Here is an 18,506-nt window from a genome sequence, read left to right as displayed (position 1 = left end):
CGATCACAACAGTTCAGGGGGGACCGCCCATGACTGCAAGCTACTCCAACCCAGACCAACATAAAAAACGTTTAGAATATCAATACAACTATACCCATATTCCGCCCATAGCTATGGTGGATAAGCTATCAGAGGAAGAGCAATTTTCTTCGCGATGGCGTTTGATGGTGGCTAAAGTTGGTTTTGAAATACTGGTTAATACGATTATTGTCAATCGAGGTGATCAAGGTAAATCAGGAGCCGCAGACGATGTTAAAGCCTTTCTCATAGAGACTTTTCAGGAGACTTTAGCAGACTATTCAGTGAGGTCTCGGCTGAAAATCCTCTGGCAGGGAGCAAAGTTTATACCCAGGATTCTATTTACGCGGTTATCCTTAAAGGCAGAAGAGCTAGAAAACCTGATCAAAGAGATTATTCAGAGTGTCAATGGCGATTTTCTACGAGATTTTGCCGCCAATGTGCAACAGAAGTTAAAACTCGATGCGCCTGTAGGGCGCGGCCAGGACATTAAAGATTTTCAGGCTCTGTTTCAAACGATTGACTTACCAGACATCGCCTACACCTACGAAACCGATGAGGTGTTTGCATCAATGCAGGTAGCCGGGCCAAATCCAGTCATGATCAAGCGGCTGTCAACACCGGATGCTCGTCTGCCCATCACAGAGACTCTGTACAAAGGGGGCATGGGAGAAACGGATTCCCTGGCCGATGCCTATGCTGAAGGACGTTTATACCTAGCTGATTATGGCATTCTGGATGGAGCCATCAACGGTTCATTTCCTGAGGCGCAGAAATATCTCTACGCGCCACTTGCGTTATTTGCTGTAGCAAAAACGGGCGATCGCCGTTTGCGGCCAGTAGCAATTCAATGTGGGCAAAATCCCGAGGAGTTTCCTCTTTATACCCCGCAATCAAATCCCTATGCCTGGCTCTGTGCAAAGACCATGGTGCAGATTGCTGATGCTAATTTCCATGAGGCAGTCACCCATCTGGCACGTACTCATTTGTTGATTGGACCATTTGCGATCGCAACCCACCGCCAACTATCCGACGACCATCCCCTCAGCCTCCTGCTCCGCCCCCACTTCCAGGGCATGCTAGCCATCAATAACGAAGCCCAAGCCAAGCTGATCGCCCCTGGCGGTGGCGTCAACAAGATTCTCTCAGCCACCATCGATACCTCGCGAGTATTTGCTGTCATCGGCGTCCAGACCTACGGCTTTAACTCCGCCATGTTACCCAAACAACTTCAGCAGCGCGGAGTAGACGATACAGATAGCCTCCCCATTTACCCCTACCGTGACGACAGCATCTTAATTTGGGACGCCATTCATGACTGGGCCGAAAACTATCTCAGCCTCTACTATGCCAATGATGCGGCCGTTCAGCAGGATAACGCTCTACAGGCATGGGCACAGGAACTAAGCGCCCACAATGGCGGTCGCGTCCAAGAATTCGGCGAAGCCGAAGGGCAGCTCCAAACCCTTGCATATCTGATTGACGCCATCACGCTGATTATATTCACCGCTAGCGCCCAACATGCAGCAGTCAATTTCCCCCAAAAGGAAATCATGAGCTACGCCCCAGCCATGCCAACCGCTGGCTATGCCGCATTAGAAAATCTCGGAGAGCACACCACTCAAGCAAACTACCTGAGCTTATTACCCCCCATCGACCAAGCGCAGGAGCAACTTAAGTTATTGCATCTGCTAGGCTCTGTCCACTTCACACAGTTAGGACAGTACGAGAAAAATCATTTCCAGGATGCCAATATCAAAATCCCGCTAGAACAGTTTCAAAACCGTCTCGAAGAGATTACAGATATTATCCATGAGCGTAATCGCGATCGGTCTCCCTACGAGTATTTACTACCCAAAAATATTCCCCAAAGCATCAATATCTAGAACACGCACACACCATTGAAAACCATCATGGACATCACCACACTGACGCAAAAAGTACTCAAGGATCACGACCGCCAAATTCAACTCTCTCAGAGACTGGCAAAAGTAGGCTACAACAGCACCATTGGGAAACTCTTGCGCCTCAAGTCCTATTACAAAGAAGGATTTACCATCCTCAAAGCCTGGCGAGACTTTCTCTATATTCGAAAAGAACATATCGGCGACACCTTTTTTGCCGTTGACCATGCCATCATGCATGCCGATCATGCCCAAGTCAAAAAGCTGATGCAGGTTGAGCCCCAAGTCCGCAGTAACGACCTGGGTATTATTAGAATCATCGATCCGGGATATATGCTCAATCATCCCTTAAGCCTGGGTATGAATGGCCAAGAGCACACCGGCATGCGAGCCATCTTTAAGCAGGCTCTGCCCAACCCATTGGAACAGCCAGATGACTTAGGACGTTATATCGATCGTTTTCTAGGCGATGCGACAAAACAGGGGAAATTACACATTGGGGACGATCTACCCCGCTTTATGGTGAAGATCTTACACCATCTAGTCTTCGAAATCTCCCTGACTGAGGAGGAAGTCACTGCCTCACGCGCCTACATCAAAGGCTTACCCCTGGCCTCTTTGCCCAATTTTGTCAGTCGTGGACTGCTGGCCTTTAAAACAGGTCCTATTCTAAAGCATCGCAAACAGCTAGCCCAACGCTATCAAACCTCTCCCAAATGGGCGACCTATGTGGACATCGGCAAACAGTATGAGCTTACCCCCGAGCAGATTGCCAATGGTCTGTTTGATATGATTCATATTGCTGGCACAGCAGGAACTAGCGCTCTTATGGGGTCTGTCATCGGTGTCTTATGCTTAAATGACTCTCTCCAAGCAGACGTAAGGCAAGAAATCGAAAACCTCTGGCCAGGCACAGACGCATTGACTGGCAGTTGTCTTCAACAAGCAACCCTCCTTAACAATGTTATTTTAGAAACCGCTCGCCTATATCCTCCTGTCCGTTTTGTCAGTCAGCTCGCTACAGAAGCAGGAGAGTTAGAAGTAAGCGGTCAGAAATGTCCTTTCCATAAGGGAACACGCTTACTCGGTTCCATCTTTACGGCTAACCGTGATGCCAACAGATATCAAAATCCAGATAAGTTTTCAGTCACAAGAGATTTTTCTGATCTGCTGTCATGGAATGGTGATGCCCATGAGCGAGTCTGTCCGGGGAAGTCTCTATCCATCGAGTTAATTAAAGTGTTTTGCATGTATCTGTTGAAGCAGCACCAGTGGCAACAGTTTACAGAAGTGAAATGGGACCTTGAAAAAGTTACAGCTGTCACCCCGAATGAACTAGAGCTACAGGGATTTATAGCTAAAGCCTAATCAAACACCAAGCTCAAGAATCTGTTGATTAAATATTCACTTTAAGGACTAGTAACTATGACAGACTCCGTAGTCGCTCAAAAGTTTGAAAACATTGCCTCTTGGATGACCTCCACTCGCCCCACCAAACTACCTGATGTGTTAAAAGGCGTCTTTTTCATGGATGGAAATCCACTCCCCGATGATTGCATCACCATGTATAACCTGGACTGGGATGAACAGACAAACTGCCTCACCTTGCCCGTCACAGGCCCCACCCAATGGACCTTTCACAGCAACCTTTTAGGATGGTTTCTGTTGTTAGCAGCAAAAATTTCTCACTTTCGGTACAAAATTGAATTTGAGGATGATAGTTTGCAACAGGCTCAAATTACCCCCATCACCTTTGGTATCCCTGTGCCACGTTGGATACTTGATGCCACAATGTGTCAGCATGAGAACACTAACAATGGCGATCTTTGGGACCGCAAAAATGTTTGGTTTGGGGGCTTACCTAGGGTAGGTGAATATGTTCTACGCCGTATTGTCGATGAAAATGGCCAGTACACCCCTGCTTTTCAAGATATGCTGAAAAAGGTTGATCCTGAATGCTTAGTCATTGCTCAAGACACGGAAGCAAGAGATAGTTAGTATTGAAGTAATGCTAGTCTAGCAATGTATTGCTGTGAAAGCTCAAAAGTCAATTCGTTTGGGGCAATACCTGGCCCTAGCAGAACTTTGTACATGTACACAGACATATAGTCGATGGGCTGATTCCATCGAACCATTTCCTAACAATCTAGAAGAAACCATTCCGGCTTTACAGGCACTGTGTCACTACATTATTGACCCAGTCATAGCCCAATATGGGCGGGCACGGTTTGAGCTAACCTATGGCTTTTGCTCGTTGGACTTAAAGCGTTTTTTAGCAAAAAGAGATCCAGTGACGGGCCTAAAGAATGGTAAGTCCACTCCTAGCGTAGATCAACATATGGCCCATGAGAAGAATCGTAATGGTCGTTACTATTGCGATCGCTTAGGGGCTGCCTGTGATTTTAGAATTGTGGACCTAGACAGTAATGCCCTGGTGGAGTGGATCTTAGGCCAGGCCTTACCCTTTGATTCGCTTTATTACTATGGAACGAATCGCCCTATCCATATTAGCTATGGACCACAGCATAAGCGGCAGATTTGGGCGTTTACCGAGCATGGAACACCGACTAAGAAGGGTGTACAGCATTGGCAAAGGCAGGTGCAGGGATGAAGAGTGAAGCTTGCCCTGAGCTTGTCGAAGGGGGATGAAGAGTGACTCTTTCCTCTCTACTCTTCACTCTTTACTCTCTGCCGGGCACGAACCTGAGACTTGCGCAGTTTAAGGGTATAGGGATCAGCATCTTTACGCCATGCTAAGCGATATCCTTGCAGCTGAGTACACTGTTCATCAAGACGTTGATTCCAATCATTGAGGGTGATGTAACTAGAGCCGTCTAATACTCCCCAATCTTGTTCTTGGCGACTGAGTTTGGCAAATTTGTCGTAGTTGGGATAGTCGGGTGATAACAGTAGTTCCTTTTGGAGCAGGATAGGGGGATCATCCTGTGGATCAAAGTCTCGGTAGCGTACTTGTAAATCTTGTAAGCCAACTTTCATGCTGGTGTGCAGTATGGGATGTGGCACATTATCAAAATCTGGAAAAAACAGATAGGTGATTTGAGGTTTGGTGTAGTTAAGTTTGACGACTGTGGCTTCTATCGGACGGCCTAGAGTTCTTGATACACAACCTTCATATAGTCTCAGCAGTGGATCAAGCTTCTCCAATGCTGACAGATGAACCCAGAGAGAATCGGGCATCTGTTTGCCAACTGTGCTTTGTTGGCAGTGGTTGGCTAGTAGTTCCAAGTTACCTAGACTTAGCAACATTAAGTCGGCAGCAGTACAAGCTTGGCGATAACTGCTAAAGAGCGCTTTGATATCGTTTTGTACGACAGGGCTCAAATCTCGTAGTTTGGGTCGTTTACCAAAGTGACTGAGGGCCAGGTATACCAGGAGATCCTGACGGCGTTTGGTTGCGATCGCATCCCACTCCCCCGTATCCGTCACCTTGACTACCACATTAAATGCCCGCTTCACCGAACCAAATTCGCGAGTCAGCGGTTCTAGCTGTTCGGGTAACAGCTCATCAGCAGTTGGCACTCGGCCTCGCTCAGTTACAAAATCCATCAGCGGCTGTAGCAGTGCCTTGCATTCCTCAAAGCGTTTAACGCTGAGACGAACCCTAGGCATTGTTGCCCGAGAACGAAATCGCGAGGCTCGAAATGCCTCGGCCTGGGATGGATCACGAAAGACAAAGTAGATACCTAAAGCAGCAGGAATCGCGTCCACGCCCAAAACTTGATCAATGTAGGCTTTTAACTCTTCCTGTTCGTAATACTTTTGAAACGTATTGCGACGGGTAATAATCCCGTCTTCGTAAGCCACCAGACCTCGGCGGCTGTCGGCTACTAGCACCTGAGCAGCCACGATCATTACCCGCTGGGTAAGCTGCCAGGCTTGGAGCAAGGCTTCACGACGTTCAGCCAAATCTTCGATCACATTGATAACATAGCCTAGATTAACGATATCGGCTAGTTGCTGCGGACTATTTGGCTGATAAAAAGGGTCCCAGCCCATAGCCTGAAACCCTTTTTGACCGATGCGACTGACATCTCCCCCATGGCCACAGCCGTAATCAAAGAAACTCATCTGTGAGGTAAATAAACCGGCTTCCAAGGCTAAGCGAACCGGCTTAGAAAGTGCCTTACGGACGATAGCGGCTTTATGGCGTTCAATTTTGGGTTTTGCGATCGCTTGTTTAGGCGTAAGCGGACACGCTAAGGCATGGTCATGGATAATCAGTTTGTGCTGCTGTAGCCGAGCCTGCCATCCCTGCTGTGTGCCAATAACCCGCGAGTTATCCAGGAGACCAAATGCTTCCTGTTGGCGCGTCAGTTCTACAAAGTCTTGATAGCGCGGATAATCAGGAGCAACAAAGGTTTCTTTACGATGTAGGACAGGGGGATTGGGCGTTTGACTATAGTCACGATAGTGCAACTGCCCAGTGACAAGACTAACTTGAATACTGGCATGGAGGGCAGGATGGGCTACCTGATCAAAGTCAGGGTAGTAAAGGTAAGACAGCTTAGGCTGCTCGAAATGAAATTTAACTAGGGTCAGGGGAATATCGTCTCGCAGATAGGGGCGAGCCTTAGCCTCGTATTGCTGTAATGCTTTATCTAGATGACGTAAGGTGGAAATGTGTACATAAAAGGCCCCTGGCAAGCATTTCCCTAAAGTACTGTGCTGGCATTGCTGCACCAGATTAGGTGGCGCAGAAACCAACTGCTCAGACGTCATCGCTGGGAAAGATGCCATGGTCCTACAAAACTCAATACATATGTTCTAAAACTGAGATAAACTAAACATTACTGTGTGAACTAATTCTTTAATGCACTCTAGATATAGCGTTTAATAGATAAACTAGCGCTAGTCCTAGGAGCCTGATGCGAAATCTCAGTCTATTTGAAACTGAACGACTGTCATTGGAGCGCAGCATTGAGCTGACCACCGACTCCCTGACCGCCTATGGAGCTTTATACAAGCATTGGGCCATTGCATTCAGCGGCGGCAAAGATTCTTCAGCGACTGTAACGTTAGTTGCTCATTTGTTAAAAACCGGTAGAATTCCACAGCCCGAGAGCGTCACGATTTTGTACGCTGATACTCGTCAAGAGTTGCCCCCTTTGCACAATGCGGCAATGAACCTGCTGGATAAGCTGCGTTCTCAAGGGTTCGATACTCGTGTAGTGCTGCCTGAGCTGGACCATCGCTACTTTGTTTACATGCTCGGGCGTGGTGTACCGCCACCTAGTAATACGTTCCGTTGGTGTACGCCTAAGCTCAAGGTGATGAGCATGGAGCGGGAACTGGAGGCGCTGCGGCAGGAACGGGGCGAAAAGTTTTTGATGCTGACGGGTGTGCGCATTGGGGAGAGCGCGGCACGAGACCAGCGGATTGCCATGAGCTGCACGAAGGATGGCGGTGAGTGCGGTCAGGGGTGGTTTCAGCATTCATCGGCCAATGCGGTGGCCGATACACTGGCTCCTTTGCTGCACTGGCGTGTGTGTCATATTTGGGACTGGCTGGTGCAGGCGGATGTGGATCTGGGTTATCCGACGTTTGCGATCGCGGAAGTATACGGCCACGATCCTCAAGATGAGCTAGGTGAGACGGAGCCGATGAATGCTCGAACGGGATGTATTGGATGCCCGCTGGTACAGAAGGACTCTGCTTTAGACCGTGTGGTAGCAAATCCTAAGTGGGCATATTTGGCTCCGTTACAGCAGCTAAGACCTTTGTATTGGCGAATTAAGCAGCCCCAGTATCGGCTAAGAAAACATGGTGAACTGCGTAAAGATGGCACCCTAGCGAAAAAACAAGGGCGTTTAGGACCATTGCATCTAGATGCTCGGCGGGAAATATTGGCAGAAATTTTAGCAATCCAGGATGAGGTGAATCAGAGAGCTCGAGCTGTTGGTCAACCTGGGGTCATGCTGATTAACGATGAAGAACTGGCACGGATTCATGAGTTAATTGATGCTGAAACCTGGCCTGAAAAATGGGATGGCACTGAGCATCGTGGGGATATGTGGTTGCCAGAAATACTGCCAGATGGCAGTATTCAGCCATTATTATTTTGATGCTCTTTCATCGCTAAAGCTATGGAAAAAAAGAAAACTATTGCCCAGATTGGAATTGAGATTCTCAAAGAGGCGGAGTCTCCGATGACCGCAGCCGAGATCACTCAAATTATCCAAGCGAAAAATCTCTATACATCTAATGCTAAAAGCCCGAGGCAAATTGTACGCTCGGCAATTGAGCGGTGGTGTGATAGTGAAGGGAAAAAGCGGACGGTATCATCTGCATGGTTTACTAAACTTCCTGATAAGCGATATGAGCTAAAACAGGAGGTAAGTTAGGCTCATTTCTATGACGGATCCAGATATTCGATGGAAGCAGCGATTTGCAAACTACGAACGAGCCTTGGCTCAGCTTACGAAGTTTATTGATAAGGGTGAATTGAATGAACTGGAAGAGCAAGGGTTAATCCAGGCGTTTGAATATACCCATGAACTAGCCTGGAATGTCTTGAAAGATTATCTGCAGTATCAAGGAAATCAAAACATCTATGGTTCTCGCGATGCCACCCGCCTTGCCTTTAATGTGGGTCTAATTGAAGATGGTGGTAGCTGGATGGATATGATTAAAGAGCGAAATCGTACTAGCCATACTTACAATCAGACAACGGCTCAAGCGATCGCAGCCAATATAAAAGGTCGATTCTTTGATTTGTTTGTAAAACTGCAAGTCAAGATGCAGGCTCTACAGACTGAGGAACTACAGAATGGAGAGTAAAAACCTAAAATTTGGCCTTGAATCGAGGACTATTGAGGATATTTCAAGTATTTTTCAGCAATATACTGAAATTGAACGGGTTATTTTGTACGGTTCACGAGCTAAAGGTACCTATCGAGCCGGTTCAGATATTGATTTAACTCTCGTAGGTAAGCAAATTTCTCACGAGCAGTTGTTATCCATTGAACATCAGTTAGATGATTTATTGTTGCCGTATCTGTTTGACCTGTCGATTTTTAGCCATATTGAAGATCCAGATGTGATTGATCACATTAATCGAGTCGGGCTTATTTTCTATGATAAAAAGTCATCGACTGATGAGCAGAAGAAGGTTTCTGAAAGACTATAGCGTTTCATTCAATCTCTACAACGTTGTTAGCTCGATAAAATCTTCAAGTTTTTTGATGTTGGGATCACCGGCAAGATAGCCGATTCCTCGATGTAGGTGTAACCTTAGTTGCTGAGCAAGGGTTTCATCATCGGTATCTATACCGTCATCGTGACAACGCTGCTTAAGGGCAATTAGTAACAAATCAGCAATAGGACCACCAAATACTTGCCATGTCATTTCTACGTTACTGTCCGCAGGAAGGGGACAGGTTATCTCGCTCAGCCAGTTCTTTGACCTGTTCGCCATCAAACAGAAACAGGTTGGAAATGCCCAGGGGTAGGAGAGTTTCGATCTCACCATCCCAGCCGTTGACCAGGTCTGGCTTTAGCTCAGTATCTTCAAATACTTCCAGGGTATCTCGCTCCTTTTTGCCCAGGGTATCCCAGGTGCGGCGTATGCGAAATTCTGTGGGTTGGGCGGCATTGTTGAGGGTAAGTAAAAAGCTGAGTTCTAGCTGGGTGGGGGTGCCGTTGGCGTGGCGGTTGCGACACTGGTTGAGAAAGTCGGCATAGGCCAGGTTGTTGCGGGTGGAGCACTGGGCACGCTGCCCGTAGAGCACCAGGCGCAGGGCATCCATCAGGGTGGTTTTGCCACCACCGTTGAGGCCACCAAATAGCACAATAGGCCGATCGGCATCGGGCAAAAGGTTAATGCAATGGCGGCCTTTGTAGGGACCAAAGTTTTGTAGGATAAGGTCTTGAAATATCACGCGTCTTCTTGCAACAAAAGTTTGACCTGGGCAACAAATTTAGTTGCGATCGCAACTGCTTGTTCAGCTGACACCTGGGTGACATGATCATCGGGATAGGTCATAGGCGTCTCCCTTCTTTATGGATATTGCGGTAAAGCTGGTTAGCACCGGCACGAAATTTCTGGGCTTCTGCAGGTTTGGCTGAAATCCAGTGACTAGCCTCTAGCTGCAAGGGATAAAGTAGGTCCACAATGGTTCTGAGCTCTTGGCCATAGTCAAACGGAGCAGGCAATACAACTAGTAAATCAAGATCGCTATTTGGGGTTAATTCTTGCCTTGCTGATGAACCATACAGAAACACATCGGTAAGACGCTGCTGATAATGCTGCTCAAGGACTTTTTTGCATTGCTGTATCACGTCCTCAACTTGCGAGGGCAAAGGGCTAACGTTTTCTGCCATGTTGTTCTGATTCATGAAGCTGACAGTACCTCAAATTTGTAAACTGTGGTGTGTGGACTAAATGACATAGGGGCACTGTATCGGCATAGCAGCGTTTAGTCATAAACCTTTATGGGGTAATCAGGTTTGGGACATCTGCCTCAACATAAATAACGGTAATGTTCATGGTATTGGCCAGCTAGTCGATTGAGAACGAACAAAACTATGCTCGAATGACGGTAATTAATCTCTGTCCGTTTGACTGTATGGTCTTCGTGGCTAGGCGTTCTGCCATAGGAAGGGCCTGGGTTCGGCGATCAAAAATAACTAGCCAGCCATGGTTCTGATCTAATCGGTCTAGATAGCTGTCTAACTGTTCTAGACCTGCCTCCAGCGGATCTGCCCTTTTGTCTCGCCATATTTTTAGCTCAATGCCCAAGGTGACATTGCCATAGCGTAGGCAAAGATCCATGCGATCGCTACCAATGGCATATTCTCGTTCCAACGTGCCACCCCCATTCACCACTCGATGCAAAAATGCCATCAGCACTAAATGGGGAGCAATTTCGTGATAGGCCGCACTATTGAGCAATGGCTCACCATGCTGTCGCCAGAAGGCTAAAAATGCATCCAACAGCGCTTTAGTATCCAGCTCGCCCGTAGCCGTTAACCAGGTGGGTGCGATCATGGGCAAACTGTCCTGGGAGCCTTGCACTAAAAAGCGCACCAGTACTTCCCGATAAATTGGGTTTGTGACCACTAATCCACCGGCTTGAGAACGCTTGAGCAAACCCAGATCCACCAAATATTGACGATCATCATTGGACGTGACCGGTAGCGGTAAACCCGCTAGCATGGGTTCGATGATGGCCTTGATCCGTTTTTCTTGTAAGCGCTCGGCCAGGCTATCCAGGTGGGTGTCCTGACGCTTGATGAGAATCTCTTTGGCTTGCTGCACCAGGTCTGGCGTAATGGTAATGGTGGAGTCTGGTGCTAACACTTCTACTAGCTGACGGGCCAGGGCGTTGACTAACCAGGGTTGGCCATCGGTTAGCTCAAACACTAAATTTGTGGCAGCGGTTGAAAATACCTGACCTGTTTCATCCGTATGCTGTTGATACAGCTCTGCTACTTCAGCCGCTGTAAAATTTCGCATCGTGATGGATTCGGCTTTGATGTTGAACGGGCTGGATATGGTTAGCCGAGGACTACCACCGGAAGCAACTTTATAGTCCCGCACATCCCGTAAGCCAATTAGTGCTACGGACTGGGGAAATCCATGAGGCCGACGGCGAAACCCATTCCTCAACTGGCGCAACACTGAGATCAATGCAGCATCTTGCAGGGTATCGATTTCGTCGATAAAGAGGACTAATAAACGTGAAGCGGCTTCACTCCAAGCACTTAGAGCGGCTTCAATTTGCTGTCCAGCTGATGTTTTTGGCCAGGGGGGCGGCAGGCAATCGTCTGGCAGATAGGTTTCGGCATCAATTCGCCAGCTTTCTAGTAGTGCCAGTTCCATCGCTCCTGGATCGTCTGAAAAGGGAGCCCCTAGCTCTGCGGAGACGACCAGTGCGGCATATTGTCCTGAGTCGGTCAGGGTTTTGGCCAGAGCCAGCATGGCTGTGGTTTTGCCAAGTTGGCGGGGGGCGTGGAGGACAAAGTAGTTTTCCTGGTCTATTAGGCGCTTTAATCCAGGCATTGACCAGCGAGCTGTGGTCAGTGTGTAATGCTTTGTTTGGACACAAGGGCCTGTTGTGTTAAACCAGCGAGCCATAAGGGAGTTAGCGAAAAGCTTTCAATAGTTTACTAACGGGGCAGGTATTTCACTAGCGATACTTCATCCACTACCCTTCATCCCCACTCCCTACCACGGCTCCAGGCATTGCATGCAATGCCCCTACTGCCACTCTCCATCTCTTCATTCTTCATCACTCCACTCCCCCTCGCGGCAAATACTTCACCAACGATCGCATCGACTCCCCCGCCTGAATCTGAATCGGTCGATCGGTTGGCAGGAATGGTGTCCATTCAAACGGTTCAGCGAAGTGGTGATGGTGCAGGCTATGGATGATGGTGTTGATGGCTGCCTGGGAACCGATGATGAGAATTTTGACGGGCTCGTGGTCGGGCTTAGGAACTGAGTAGAGCTGTAGAGCTGATTCAGGAGCCACTAACGGCGCAGAAAGTGTCACAAAGGCTTTAGTTTTCATAAAAGAGAATTCAGTAATAAAAACCACACCTATTTCTCAAAACAGGCACAGTCCAATTGGACTCAATTAGAATATCACAGTCCAATTGGACTGTATACGAAACGTCATGGCCTTTGTAAGGATCAAAGGCATGGGCAGAGCAGGCAAAGTACTTAAAACAGTGATGGAGACTCACGGTATTAGCCAGGGTCGATTGGCTGCCGTGATGGGTATCGGTGCATCCAATGTTTATCGCTGGGCTAATGAAGTGCGTGATCCCAGTTCTGAAACAGTAATTAGCTTAATTAAGGCTCTAAAACAGATTCAACCAGAAGCAGCTGCCGAATTCAAAACGTTATACTTCAAAGATCTCTAAATTATTCCGAAAATCAAGCAATCAGTGAGAAATAAGCAGTAATTATAGGAACTGCCGATGAACCAAGAAGAAATTCTGAAATATTTTTCTAATTTAAACATTTATCGAAGAGGGAATCGTAGGGCTCCTCACAAACCTCTTCTCATATTGATTGCGATCTCAAAGTTCCAACAAGGACAGATTAATCTTTCGTATGAAGAAATAGAACAAGCATTAAAGCCACTTCTTAATGCATATGCTCCACCAGTGTCAGGAAGCCATCAACCCGAATTACCATACTGGTATTTACAATCTGACAAATTATGGGAAGTAAGTGATGCCGAAACCTTACCTCGGCAACTTGGAGGTTTCCCAAAGAAATCAGGTCTTAGGAAATCATCAGGGCGCTTTCCAAGTAGGGTTCTTCAATGTTTTCAGGAAGATAAAAATTTTGCGAAACAAGTGGTCACTATCATTCTGAATCAGCATTTTCCAGAATCTCTTCATGAGGATATTCTATCTGCTGTTGGGATAACTTTCCCAACGATCAACAAAGCTCAGGAACAATCGGGTACATATCTCAACACAAAGAAACGGGATCCTAAATTCAGAGAAAGAATTCTTCGAGCTTATGAATATCAATGTGCCTTGACAGGTTTTCGTGCAGCACTGAGTGGTGCATATTTTGGCTGTGAGGCTGCTCACGTTCAATGGCATGCATATGGTGGACCTGACAATGTAGATAATGGTCTCTGTCTAGAGCCTACAATGCACAAGCTGTTTGATGCTGGTGCTTGGACTCTCTCAGATGAACACCAAGTTTTAGTCTCAGAGCATTTTACAGGCAGTGATTCAGCTATTGATAGACTAAGAGCACTGCATGGCCAAACAATTCGCTCTCCCTTACCCGGTCAACCTAAAATTTCTCGACGATACATGCGCTGGCATCGCAACCGCAATGAGGGAGGGGTCTTTAGAGAACCTGCCCTCCCATTAACTTAAAATTAAGCATTGTTTACCAAACTTCTTTCTGAGGATAAAAAAGACTATGTTTTTGAACTAATAAACTTAGTTCTCCATCAATCTGATTGATTCTCATTATTTCTTCTACCCGTGACCATTTTCCAGGAAACCATTTGCTTACTAAGACTCGTGATAGATTGTCTCTAGTAACTCGCTGTTGCAGTAAGTCAAATAAGTCTTCATCCAAATATGCGAACTTGATTGCTCGTTTTACTTCAGCAAAGGTTTTCAACTTCACCTTGGAAGACAATACAGTTTTATATTTAGGATTAGGCCATAGGTGCCAGAACTTACCACTTTTCATAAAGAAAAAAGGCTTTGAAATATCAGGATTATGAGTGTCTGACCCCAGATATACCCAGTATTTTAGAAAAGTTTGAATCAGTTGAGGCTGTAAGAATATTTTGTTCTCTTGAATCAGTTGTTTTTGAATATGCTCAATTACAGACAATAATAAAATTGGCTTATGGGGAGCAACACCATGGGCACGGTCTACCCGGATTTTCTGAAACTTTTTGCCATAAAAATCTAGTAGTTCTAATGTTTCGAGGGTATTACTCATAACGCTTTCAAGGTTCTGCAGGTCATGCTATCCCCAAAACATCATATGTACATTTTGAATACTCCACATCCTTTGCCGACAACAGATAGGGCGATGCAATCAACCGCATTTTCCCCTCAGCCCGAATAAACGTCGCCAGCCCACATGCTACCGCCGCCATCGACGTACTCGAAAAAAAGCCCACCGCTCGGTCATACCGCACCGACTGACTCAGGCAAGGAACATAAAAATCACAGATTAGATCGTTGCGATCGCTCCGATAATCCTCATGAATAGCTACATCTTGTAACGTCACATCCGTGGTCTCTTAATGCAGAAAGCTGTGAAGGTCTCCAGATACACCTTGCATATCATATAAGTATGATTCACATCTTCTTTTTATGCAGTTAAAAATATATCTGTTGATATTTGGCACTTAACACAAATCCCTATTTCCCTTGAGAAAGGCCAAGATTTTCCAGCGTGCAATCACTGTGGTGATGAAGCATTTTTTTACTTCTCAGTGCTCAATTCCTAATTCTTTTCTTCAACCCACATCAATTTCAACCGTTCCTCAAATCCACCACGTTCCAGCCTCTTCTGTTTTTGGGCCTCTCGCACCTCTTGCCAACTAATACCCAAAACAACAATCAATGTATCCATCACTTCCGCCACATCAGCAAGTTCTTCTGTCAACTCAGCTATAGACTCAGCTCCCTGAACTTCCCTAGTTTCTTCCACAAGTTTCTGTTTCAAAGCTCTTTTATACTTATCTTCAGAAAGTCGCAGTGTCAAAAACTTTTTACCTGCCGCCTCAATGAGGTCCGGCACCTTATCCCGTACAAGCTTGTTATAGTCTTTTCTCACTCAGACTACCTCTACCATCAAAATACTCATCAGCTAAAAATCTAAAAGCTGATTAGAAGCAAGGAATCAACTATGCTTCTAATCAGCTCTATTATCTATTGATGGAATGGCTAATGACTTTAGCCGTATTGTATTTTCGCAATCACCGACTGAGCCCTCCGACAGTTGTCAGACTTTAGATATCTAGATCCGCCATGTTGAGCTTAGGACCGTAGGTCTCGATAAACTCACGGCGCGGTGCCACGCGATCGCCCATTAGCACTGTAAAAATGCGTTCTGCCTCGGCAGCATCTTCAATTTCAACCTTCTTGAGGGTACGGCTTTCAGGGTTCATGGTGGTATCCCACAGCTGGGCAGGCATCATTTCACCCAAACCCTTAAAGCGCTGCACGTTGTATTTTGCATTGTCAGGCAATGCATTAATACCTTGCTGAAGTTCCTGTTCGCTGTAGCAGTAGGTGTGGCGACGACCCCGCTCCAGCTTATAAAGAGGCGGACAGGCAATGTACACAAACCCCTGATCAATCAACGCTCGCTGATAGCGATAGAAGAAGGTAAGCAACAGAGTTCGAATGTGGGCTCCATCCACATCTGCATCCGTCATCAGACAAATACGATGGTAGCGGAGCTGGGACGGATCAAATTCTTCTCCTTTAATCCCCAAACCTAGAGCCGTAATCAATGACTGGACTTCGTTATTTTTGTAGATCTTTGCATCATCTGTTTTCTCAATGTTGAGAATCTTGCCTCGCAACGGCAAAATTGCCTGAAAGCGACGGTCACGCCCCTGCTTAGCACTACCGCCCGCAGAGTCTCCCTCAACAATGAAGATTTCAGACTCAGCTGGGTCACGGGAGCTGCAGTCGGCTAGCTTACCAGGTAGGGTGGAAGATTCTAGTACTGACTTGCGTCGTACCAGGTCACGGGCACGACGAGCGGCTTCAGCCGCGTTAAAGGATTGAATGGCTTTTTCTAAAATAGAATCCACCACATTGGGGTTGAAGTCTAAATACTCGCTTAGGGTTTCGCCAATGAGCGAGTCGACAATGCCACGAACCTCAGTATTACCCAGCTTGGTTTTAGTCTGGCCTTCAAATTCGGGCTCTGGCACTTTGACAGAGATAACCGCCGTTAGCCCTTCACGAATATTCTCGCCTGCCAGGTTGGATTCATTATCCTTACGCTTGTTGCGTTTGCGGGCAAAGTTATTCATGGTCCGAGTCAAGACCGCTTTTAGCCCCTCTAAATGGGTGCCGCCATCAACGGTGCGAATGTTGTTGGCAAAGCCCATCAGATTATCTGAATAGGCATCTACGGACCATTGCAGCGCCGCTTCTACCTGCACACCGTTTTTCTCACCGGTCACATAGATAATGTCAGGATGAATGGGCTGCTTCTCTTTATTAATGTATTCAACGTACTCACGAATGCCACCTTCATAGAAATAGCGGTTAACTTTGGGTTCATCAGCCTTAAGCAGCTCTAAGCGGTTATCCGTAAAGATAATCTCAACACCCGCATTGAGATAGGCGAGTTCACGCAAGCGTCCAGCCAAGGTACTGTAATCAAACTCAATACCATCGCTAAAGATCTGATGATCGGGTTTAAAGGTTACTGAAGTCCCAGTTTTGGTCCCTGCACCGTTTTTAACCGCTAGCTCACCTTGGGCCACACCTCGTTCGTAGCGCTGGATATGTTCCTTCTTATTCCGCCAGACTGTGACTTCTACCCATTCGGATAGAGCATTGACGACTGAAACACCCACCCCGTGTAGACCACCGGACACTTTATAACCGCCGCCACCAAACTTGCCCCCTGCGTGGAGCACCGTCATCACTGTCTCTAGGGCGGACTTACCAGTGCGAGCATGGACATCGGTGGGAATACCACGTCCATCATCAGTCACGGTAACAGAGCCATCGGCATTGAGGTCGATGGCAATGGTTGTACAATGACCTGCCAGGGCTTCGTCTACGGAGTTGTCTACAACCTCGTAAACTAGGTGATGCAAACCCCGTGGCCCGGTACTACCAATGTACATACCCGGTCGCTTGCGCACAGGCTCCAGGCCTTCGAGCACCTGAATCTGATCAGCACCATAGTCGGTTGTCATGCGTTCCTATCTCCTAAGACGGTCGTAAAGCCGCAGTAGCGTTAGAAATGAAATTGTGCCCCCGAATTCTAGCACAACGGTGTTAAAAGCGATTCTGAATGGATTTTAGAAAGCGTATTTATCGGGGATGGATCAAAAAAATTTACACGTAAAATAAACGGGCAATTTTCGTTGACTACAATCAGCTCTCAATTTAGTTCTTATGTACCATCTCTCATTATAGTCGTTGGGCCAACGGCGTCGGGTAAGTCTGGGCTGGCATTACAGCTGGCTGAACGGCTCAACGGGTTGATTTTGGGGGCCGATTCGCGGCAGATATATCGTGAGTTTGATATTGGCACCGCCAAACCGCCTTGGGAAGAGCGGCAGCAGGCACCTCACTATCTTATTGATATATGTGAGCCGACTGAAACTTTAACAGTTGCTGATTATCAAGCCAAGGCTCAAATCTTAATTCAGCAGATCCACCTAGAAAACAAACGGGTGCCATTATTAGTAGGTGGGACAGGGTTGTATGTGAATGCGATCGCAAAAGGACTAATCATTCCCCGCGTTGCGCCTCAACCTAACCTGCGCCATCAGCTAGAAAGCCTTGGCCAACCCCAATGTTATATATTTCTGCAGCAAGTTGATCCTGCAGCGGCTCAACGAATTCACCCCAATGATGCTGTCCGCACCCTGCGTGCGTTAGAGGTCTATTATGCTACCGGGCGAGCAATTTCAGCTCAGCAAGGCGAGAATCCACCAGACTATCCACTGATACATATAGGACTAGACTGTGGTGAGGCCCTGCGTCAGCGTATTTCTCAACGTACTCATCATATGATAGATGCCGGACTTGTGGACGAAGTTCAAACGTTGATCAATCGTTACGGTGCAGATTTACCGTTATTGGACACGCTGGGATATGCAGAGATTAAGCGGTATTTAGCTGGTGATGTGAGTTTAGCGGAGGCTGCTGTTTTGATTATTCGGCATACGCAACAGTTTGCTAAGCGGCAGCGGACTTGGTTTCGGAAGGAAAAGGCGATTAAGTGGTTTGATTCGAATGATGTGGGTTTGATTGATAAGGTTTGGGAGTATTTGCAATTTCAGGGGATCGGAGTGGAGTAAAACCGGTTGCGTGGGGTCCCTTGTATGTTGGGTAGCGCATCAGGGATGCTAGTAATAGCCA

Annotated in this window: 21 protein-coding genes; 11 read left to right on the top strand and 10 right to left on the bottom strand. The window is 47.0% G+C overall.

Translation table 11 applies throughout. The features are described from left to right. Positions 1-29 precede the first annotated feature (29 nt). The 4 genes from N836_RS47890 to N836_RS47875 are packed head-to-tail and all read left to right on the top strand — an operon-like array spanning position 30 to position 4,533. Positions 30-1,904, top strand: coding sequence for a lipoxygenase family protein (locus tag N836_RS47890; RefSeq protein ID WP_023071825.1), 1,875 nt, complete (start codon positions 30-32; stop codon positions 1,902-1,904). A 27-nt stretch (positions 1,905-1,931) separates the two neighbouring features. After that, on the top strand, positions 1,932-3,290 hold the full coding sequence (locus tag N836_RS47885; protein ID WP_023071824.1) for a cytochrome P450: 1,359 nt from the start codon (positions 1,932-1,934) through the stop codon (positions 3,288-3,290). A gap of 57 nt (positions 3,291-3,347) precedes the next feature. Then, complete coding sequence (locus N836_RS47880; protein WP_023071823.1) at positions 3,348-3,920, top strand: hypothetical protein; 573 nt, start codon at positions 3,348-3,350, stop codon at positions 3,918-3,920. A gap of 34 nt (positions 3,921-3,954) precedes the next feature. Beyond that, positions 3,955-4,533 (top strand): hypothetical protein, encoded by a 579-nt coding sequence (locus N836_RS47875; RefSeq protein WP_023071822.1) that lies wholly within the window; start codon positions 3,955-3,957, stop codon positions 4,531-4,533. A 56-nt stretch (positions 4,534-4,589) separates the two neighbouring features. On the opposite strand, the gene N836_RS47870 is transcribed toward N836_RS47875, so the two are convergent. Then, positions 4,590-6,680 (bottom strand): DNA phosphorothioation-associated putative methyltransferase, encoded by a 2,091-nt coding sequence (locus N836_RS47870; RefSeq protein WP_031292147.1) that lies wholly within the window; start codon positions 6,678-6,680, stop codon positions 4,590-4,592. A 128-nt stretch (positions 6,681-6,808) separates the two neighbouring features. Between N836_RS47870 and N836_RS47865 the strand changes: the two genes are divergently transcribed. Genes N836_RS47865 through N836_RS47850 form a run of 4 tightly spaced genes read left to right on the top strand, consistent with a single transcriptional unit; the run spans position 6,809 to position 9,069 of the window. Continuing rightward, positions 6,809-8,005, top strand: coding sequence for a phosphoadenosine phosphosulfate reductase domain-containing protein (locus tag N836_RS47865; protein ID WP_023071820.1), 1,197 nt, complete (start codon positions 6,809-6,811; stop codon positions 8,003-8,005). Positions 8,006-8,026: 21 nt separating this feature from the next. Next, entirely contained in the window at positions 8,027-8,284 is a 258-nt protein-coding gene (locus N836_RS47860) for an HTH domain-containing protein (RefSeq protein WP_023071819.1), read from the top strand. Between the two features lie 10 nt (positions 8,285-8,294). Next, positions 8,295-8,720: a nucleotidyltransferase substrate binding protein gene (locus tag N836_RS47855; protein WP_023071818.1), complete on the top strand. Its 426-nt coding sequence runs from the start codon at positions 8,295-8,297 to the stop codon at positions 8,718-8,720. Next, complete coding sequence (locus tag N836_RS47850; RefSeq protein ID WP_023071817.1) at positions 8,710-9,069, top strand: nucleotidyltransferase domain-containing protein; 360 nt, start codon at positions 8,710-8,712, stop codon at positions 9,067-9,069. Before N836_RS47855 ends, N836_RS47850 begins: the two co-directional genes overlap by 11 nt. Before the next feature lie 15 nt (positions 9,070-9,084). Here N836_RS47850 and N836_RS0137500 read toward each other — a convergent pair whose 3' ends face one another. The 5 genes from N836_RS0137500 to N836_RS47835 all read right to left on the bottom strand — a co-directional run bounded on the left by N836_RS0137500 (position 9,085) and on the right by N836_RS47835 (position 12,454). Further along, complete coding sequence (locus N836_RS0137500) at positions 9,085-9,288, bottom strand: DndE family protein (RefSeq protein WP_023071816.1); 204 nt, start codon at positions 9,286-9,288, stop codon at positions 9,085-9,087. A 7-nt stretch (positions 9,289-9,295) separates the two neighbouring features. Next, a complete protein-coding gene (locus N836_RS47845; protein ID WP_023071815.1) occupies positions 9,296-9,820 on the bottom strand; it encodes an AAA family ATPase in 525 nt (174 codons plus the stop codon). Between the two features lie 100 nt (positions 9,821-9,920). Beyond that, on the bottom strand, positions 9,921-10,277 hold the full coding sequence (locus tag N836_RS73050; RefSeq protein WP_023071813.1) for a nucleotidyltransferase domain-containing protein: 357 nt from the start codon (positions 10,275-10,277) through the stop codon (positions 9,921-9,923). Positions 10,278-10,464: 187 nt separating this feature from the next. Continuing rightward, the gene (locus N836_RS47840; RefSeq protein ID WP_023071812.1) at positions 10,465-12,018 is read right to left on the bottom strand and encodes an ATPase AAA; all 1,554 of its coding nucleotides are present in this window, start codon (positions 12,016-12,018) and stop codon (positions 10,465-10,467) included. A 154-nt stretch (positions 12,019-12,172) separates the two neighbouring features. Then, on the bottom strand, positions 12,173-12,454 hold the full coding sequence (locus N836_RS47835; RefSeq protein ID WP_023071811.1) for a hypothetical protein: 282 nt from the start codon (positions 12,452-12,454) through the stop codon (positions 12,173-12,175). Between the two features lie 106 nt (positions 12,455-12,560). Between N836_RS47835 and N836_RS47830 the strand changes: the two genes are divergently transcribed. Together N836_RS47830 and N836_RS74125 are read left to right on the top strand one after the other, a co-directional pair. After that, positions 12,561-12,809 (top strand): helix-turn-helix domain-containing protein, encoded by a 249-nt coding sequence (locus tag N836_RS47830; protein WP_235071060.1) that lies wholly within the window; start codon positions 12,561-12,563, stop codon positions 12,807-12,809. Positions 12,810-12,866: 57 nt separating this feature from the next. Beyond that, positions 12,867-13,790 (top strand): phosphorothioated DNA-binding restriction endonuclease, encoded by a 924-nt coding sequence (locus tag N836_RS74125; protein WP_023071809.1) that lies wholly within the window; start codon positions 12,867-12,869, stop codon positions 13,788-13,790. A gap of 13 nt (positions 13,791-13,803) precedes the next feature. Here N836_RS74125 and N836_RS47820 read toward each other — a convergent pair whose 3' ends face one another. The 4 genes from N836_RS47820 to gyrB all read right to left on the bottom strand — a co-directional run bounded on the left by N836_RS47820 (position 13,804) and on the right by gyrB (position 17,332). Further along, positions 13,804-14,373, bottom strand: coding sequence for a hypothetical protein (locus tag N836_RS47820; protein ID WP_023071808.1), 570 nt, complete (start codon positions 14,371-14,373; stop codon positions 13,804-13,806). A gap of 22 nt (positions 14,374-14,395) precedes the next feature. After that, the gene (locus tag N836_RS47815) at positions 14,396-14,668 is read right to left on the bottom strand and encodes a dna phosphorothioation system restriction enzyme (RefSeq protein ID WP_023071807.1); all 273 of its coding nucleotides are present in this window, start codon (positions 14,666-14,668) and stop codon (positions 14,396-14,398) included. Positions 14,669-14,886: 218 nt separating this feature from the next. Further along, on the bottom strand, positions 14,887-15,219 hold the full coding sequence (locus tag N836_RS47810) for a nucleoside triphosphate pyrophosphohydrolase (protein WP_023071806.1): 333 nt from the start codon (positions 15,217-15,219) through the stop codon (positions 14,887-14,889). Between the two features lie 175 nt (positions 15,220-15,394). Further along, positions 15,395-17,332 carry a DNA topoisomerase (ATP-hydrolyzing) subunit B gene (gyrB, locus tag N836_RS47805; protein WP_023071805.1) on the bottom strand — a complete coding sequence of 646 codons (1,938 nt, stop codon included), beginning with the start codon at positions 17,330-17,332 and terminating at the stop codon, positions 15,395-15,397. A 171-nt stretch (positions 17,333-17,503) separates the two neighbouring features. Between gyrB and miaA the strand changes: the two genes are divergently transcribed. Next, complete coding sequence (gene miaA / locus N836_RS47800) at positions 17,504-18,445, top strand: tRNA (adenosine(37)-N6)-dimethylallyltransferase MiaA (RefSeq protein ID WP_023071804.1); 942 nt, start codon at positions 17,504-17,506, stop codon at positions 18,443-18,445. Positions 18,446-18,506 lie beyond the last annotated feature (61 nt).

Origin of the sequence: Leptolyngbya sp. Heron Island J (assembly GCF_000482245.1) — a bacterium.
GTDB lineage: Bacteria > Cyanobacteriota > Cyanobacteriia > Phormidesmidales > Phormidesmidaceae > Leptothoe.
This window is presented reverse-complemented; position numbering and strand designations above follow the sequence as displayed.

Coding starts and splice junctions, on each gene's coding strand:
- N836_RS47890 (WP_023071825.1), top strand. CDS start 30: ATGACTGCAAGCTACTCCAACCCAGACCAACATAAAAAACGTTTAGAA.
- N836_RS47885 (WP_023071824.1), top strand. CDS start 1,932: ATGGACATCACCACACTGACGCAAAAAGTACTCAAGGATCACGACCGC.
- N836_RS47880 (WP_023071823.1), top strand. CDS start 3,348: ATGACAGACTCCGTAGTCGCTCAAAAGTTTGAAAACATTGCCTCTTGG.
- N836_RS47870 (WP_031292147.1), bottom strand. CDS start 6,680: ATGGCATCTTTCCCAGCGATGACGTCTGAGCAGTTGGTTTCTGCGCCA.
- N836_RS47865 (WP_023071820.1), top strand. CDS start 6,809: ATGCGAAATCTCAGTCTATTTGAAACTGAACGACTGTCATTGGAGCGC.
- N836_RS47860 (WP_023071819.1), top strand. CDS start 8,027: ATGGAAAAAAAGAAAACTATTGCCCAGATTGGAATTGAGATTCTCAAA.
- N836_RS47855 (WP_023071818.1), top strand. CDS start 8,295: ATGACGGATCCAGATATTCGATGGAAGCAGCGATTTGCAAACTACGAA.
- N836_RS47850 (WP_023071817.1), top strand. CDS start 8,710: ATGGAGAGTAAAAACCTAAAATTTGGCCTTGAATCGAGGACTATTGAG.
- N836_RS0137500 (WP_023071816.1), bottom strand. CDS start 9,288: ATGACATGGCAAGTATTTGGTGGTCCTATTGCTGATTTGTTACTAATT.
- N836_RS73050 (WP_023071813.1), bottom strand. CDS start 10,277: ATGAATCAGAACAACATGGCAGAAAACGTTAGCCCTTTGCCCTCGCAA.
- N836_RS47840 (WP_023071812.1), bottom strand. CDS start 12,018: ATGGCTCGCTGGTTTAACACAACAGGCCCTTGTGTCCAAACAAAGCAT.
- N836_RS47835 (WP_023071811.1), bottom strand. CDS start 12,454: ATGAAAACTAAAGCCTTTGTGACACTTTCTGCGCCGTTAGTGGCTCCT.
- N836_RS47830 (WP_235071060.1), top strand. CDS start 12,561: ATGGCCTTTGTAAGGATCAAAGGCATGGGCAGAGCAGGCAAAGTACTT.
- N836_RS74125 (WP_023071809.1), top strand. CDS start 12,867: ATGAACCAAGAAGAAATTCTGAAATATTTTTCTAATTTAAACATTTAT.
- N836_RS47820 (WP_023071808.1), bottom strand. CDS start 14,373: ATGAGTAATACCCTCGAAACATTAGAACTACTAGATTTTTATGGCAAA.
- gyrB (WP_023071805.1), bottom strand. CDS start 17,332: ATGACAACCGACTATGGTGCTGATCAGATTCAGGTGCTCGAAGGCCTG.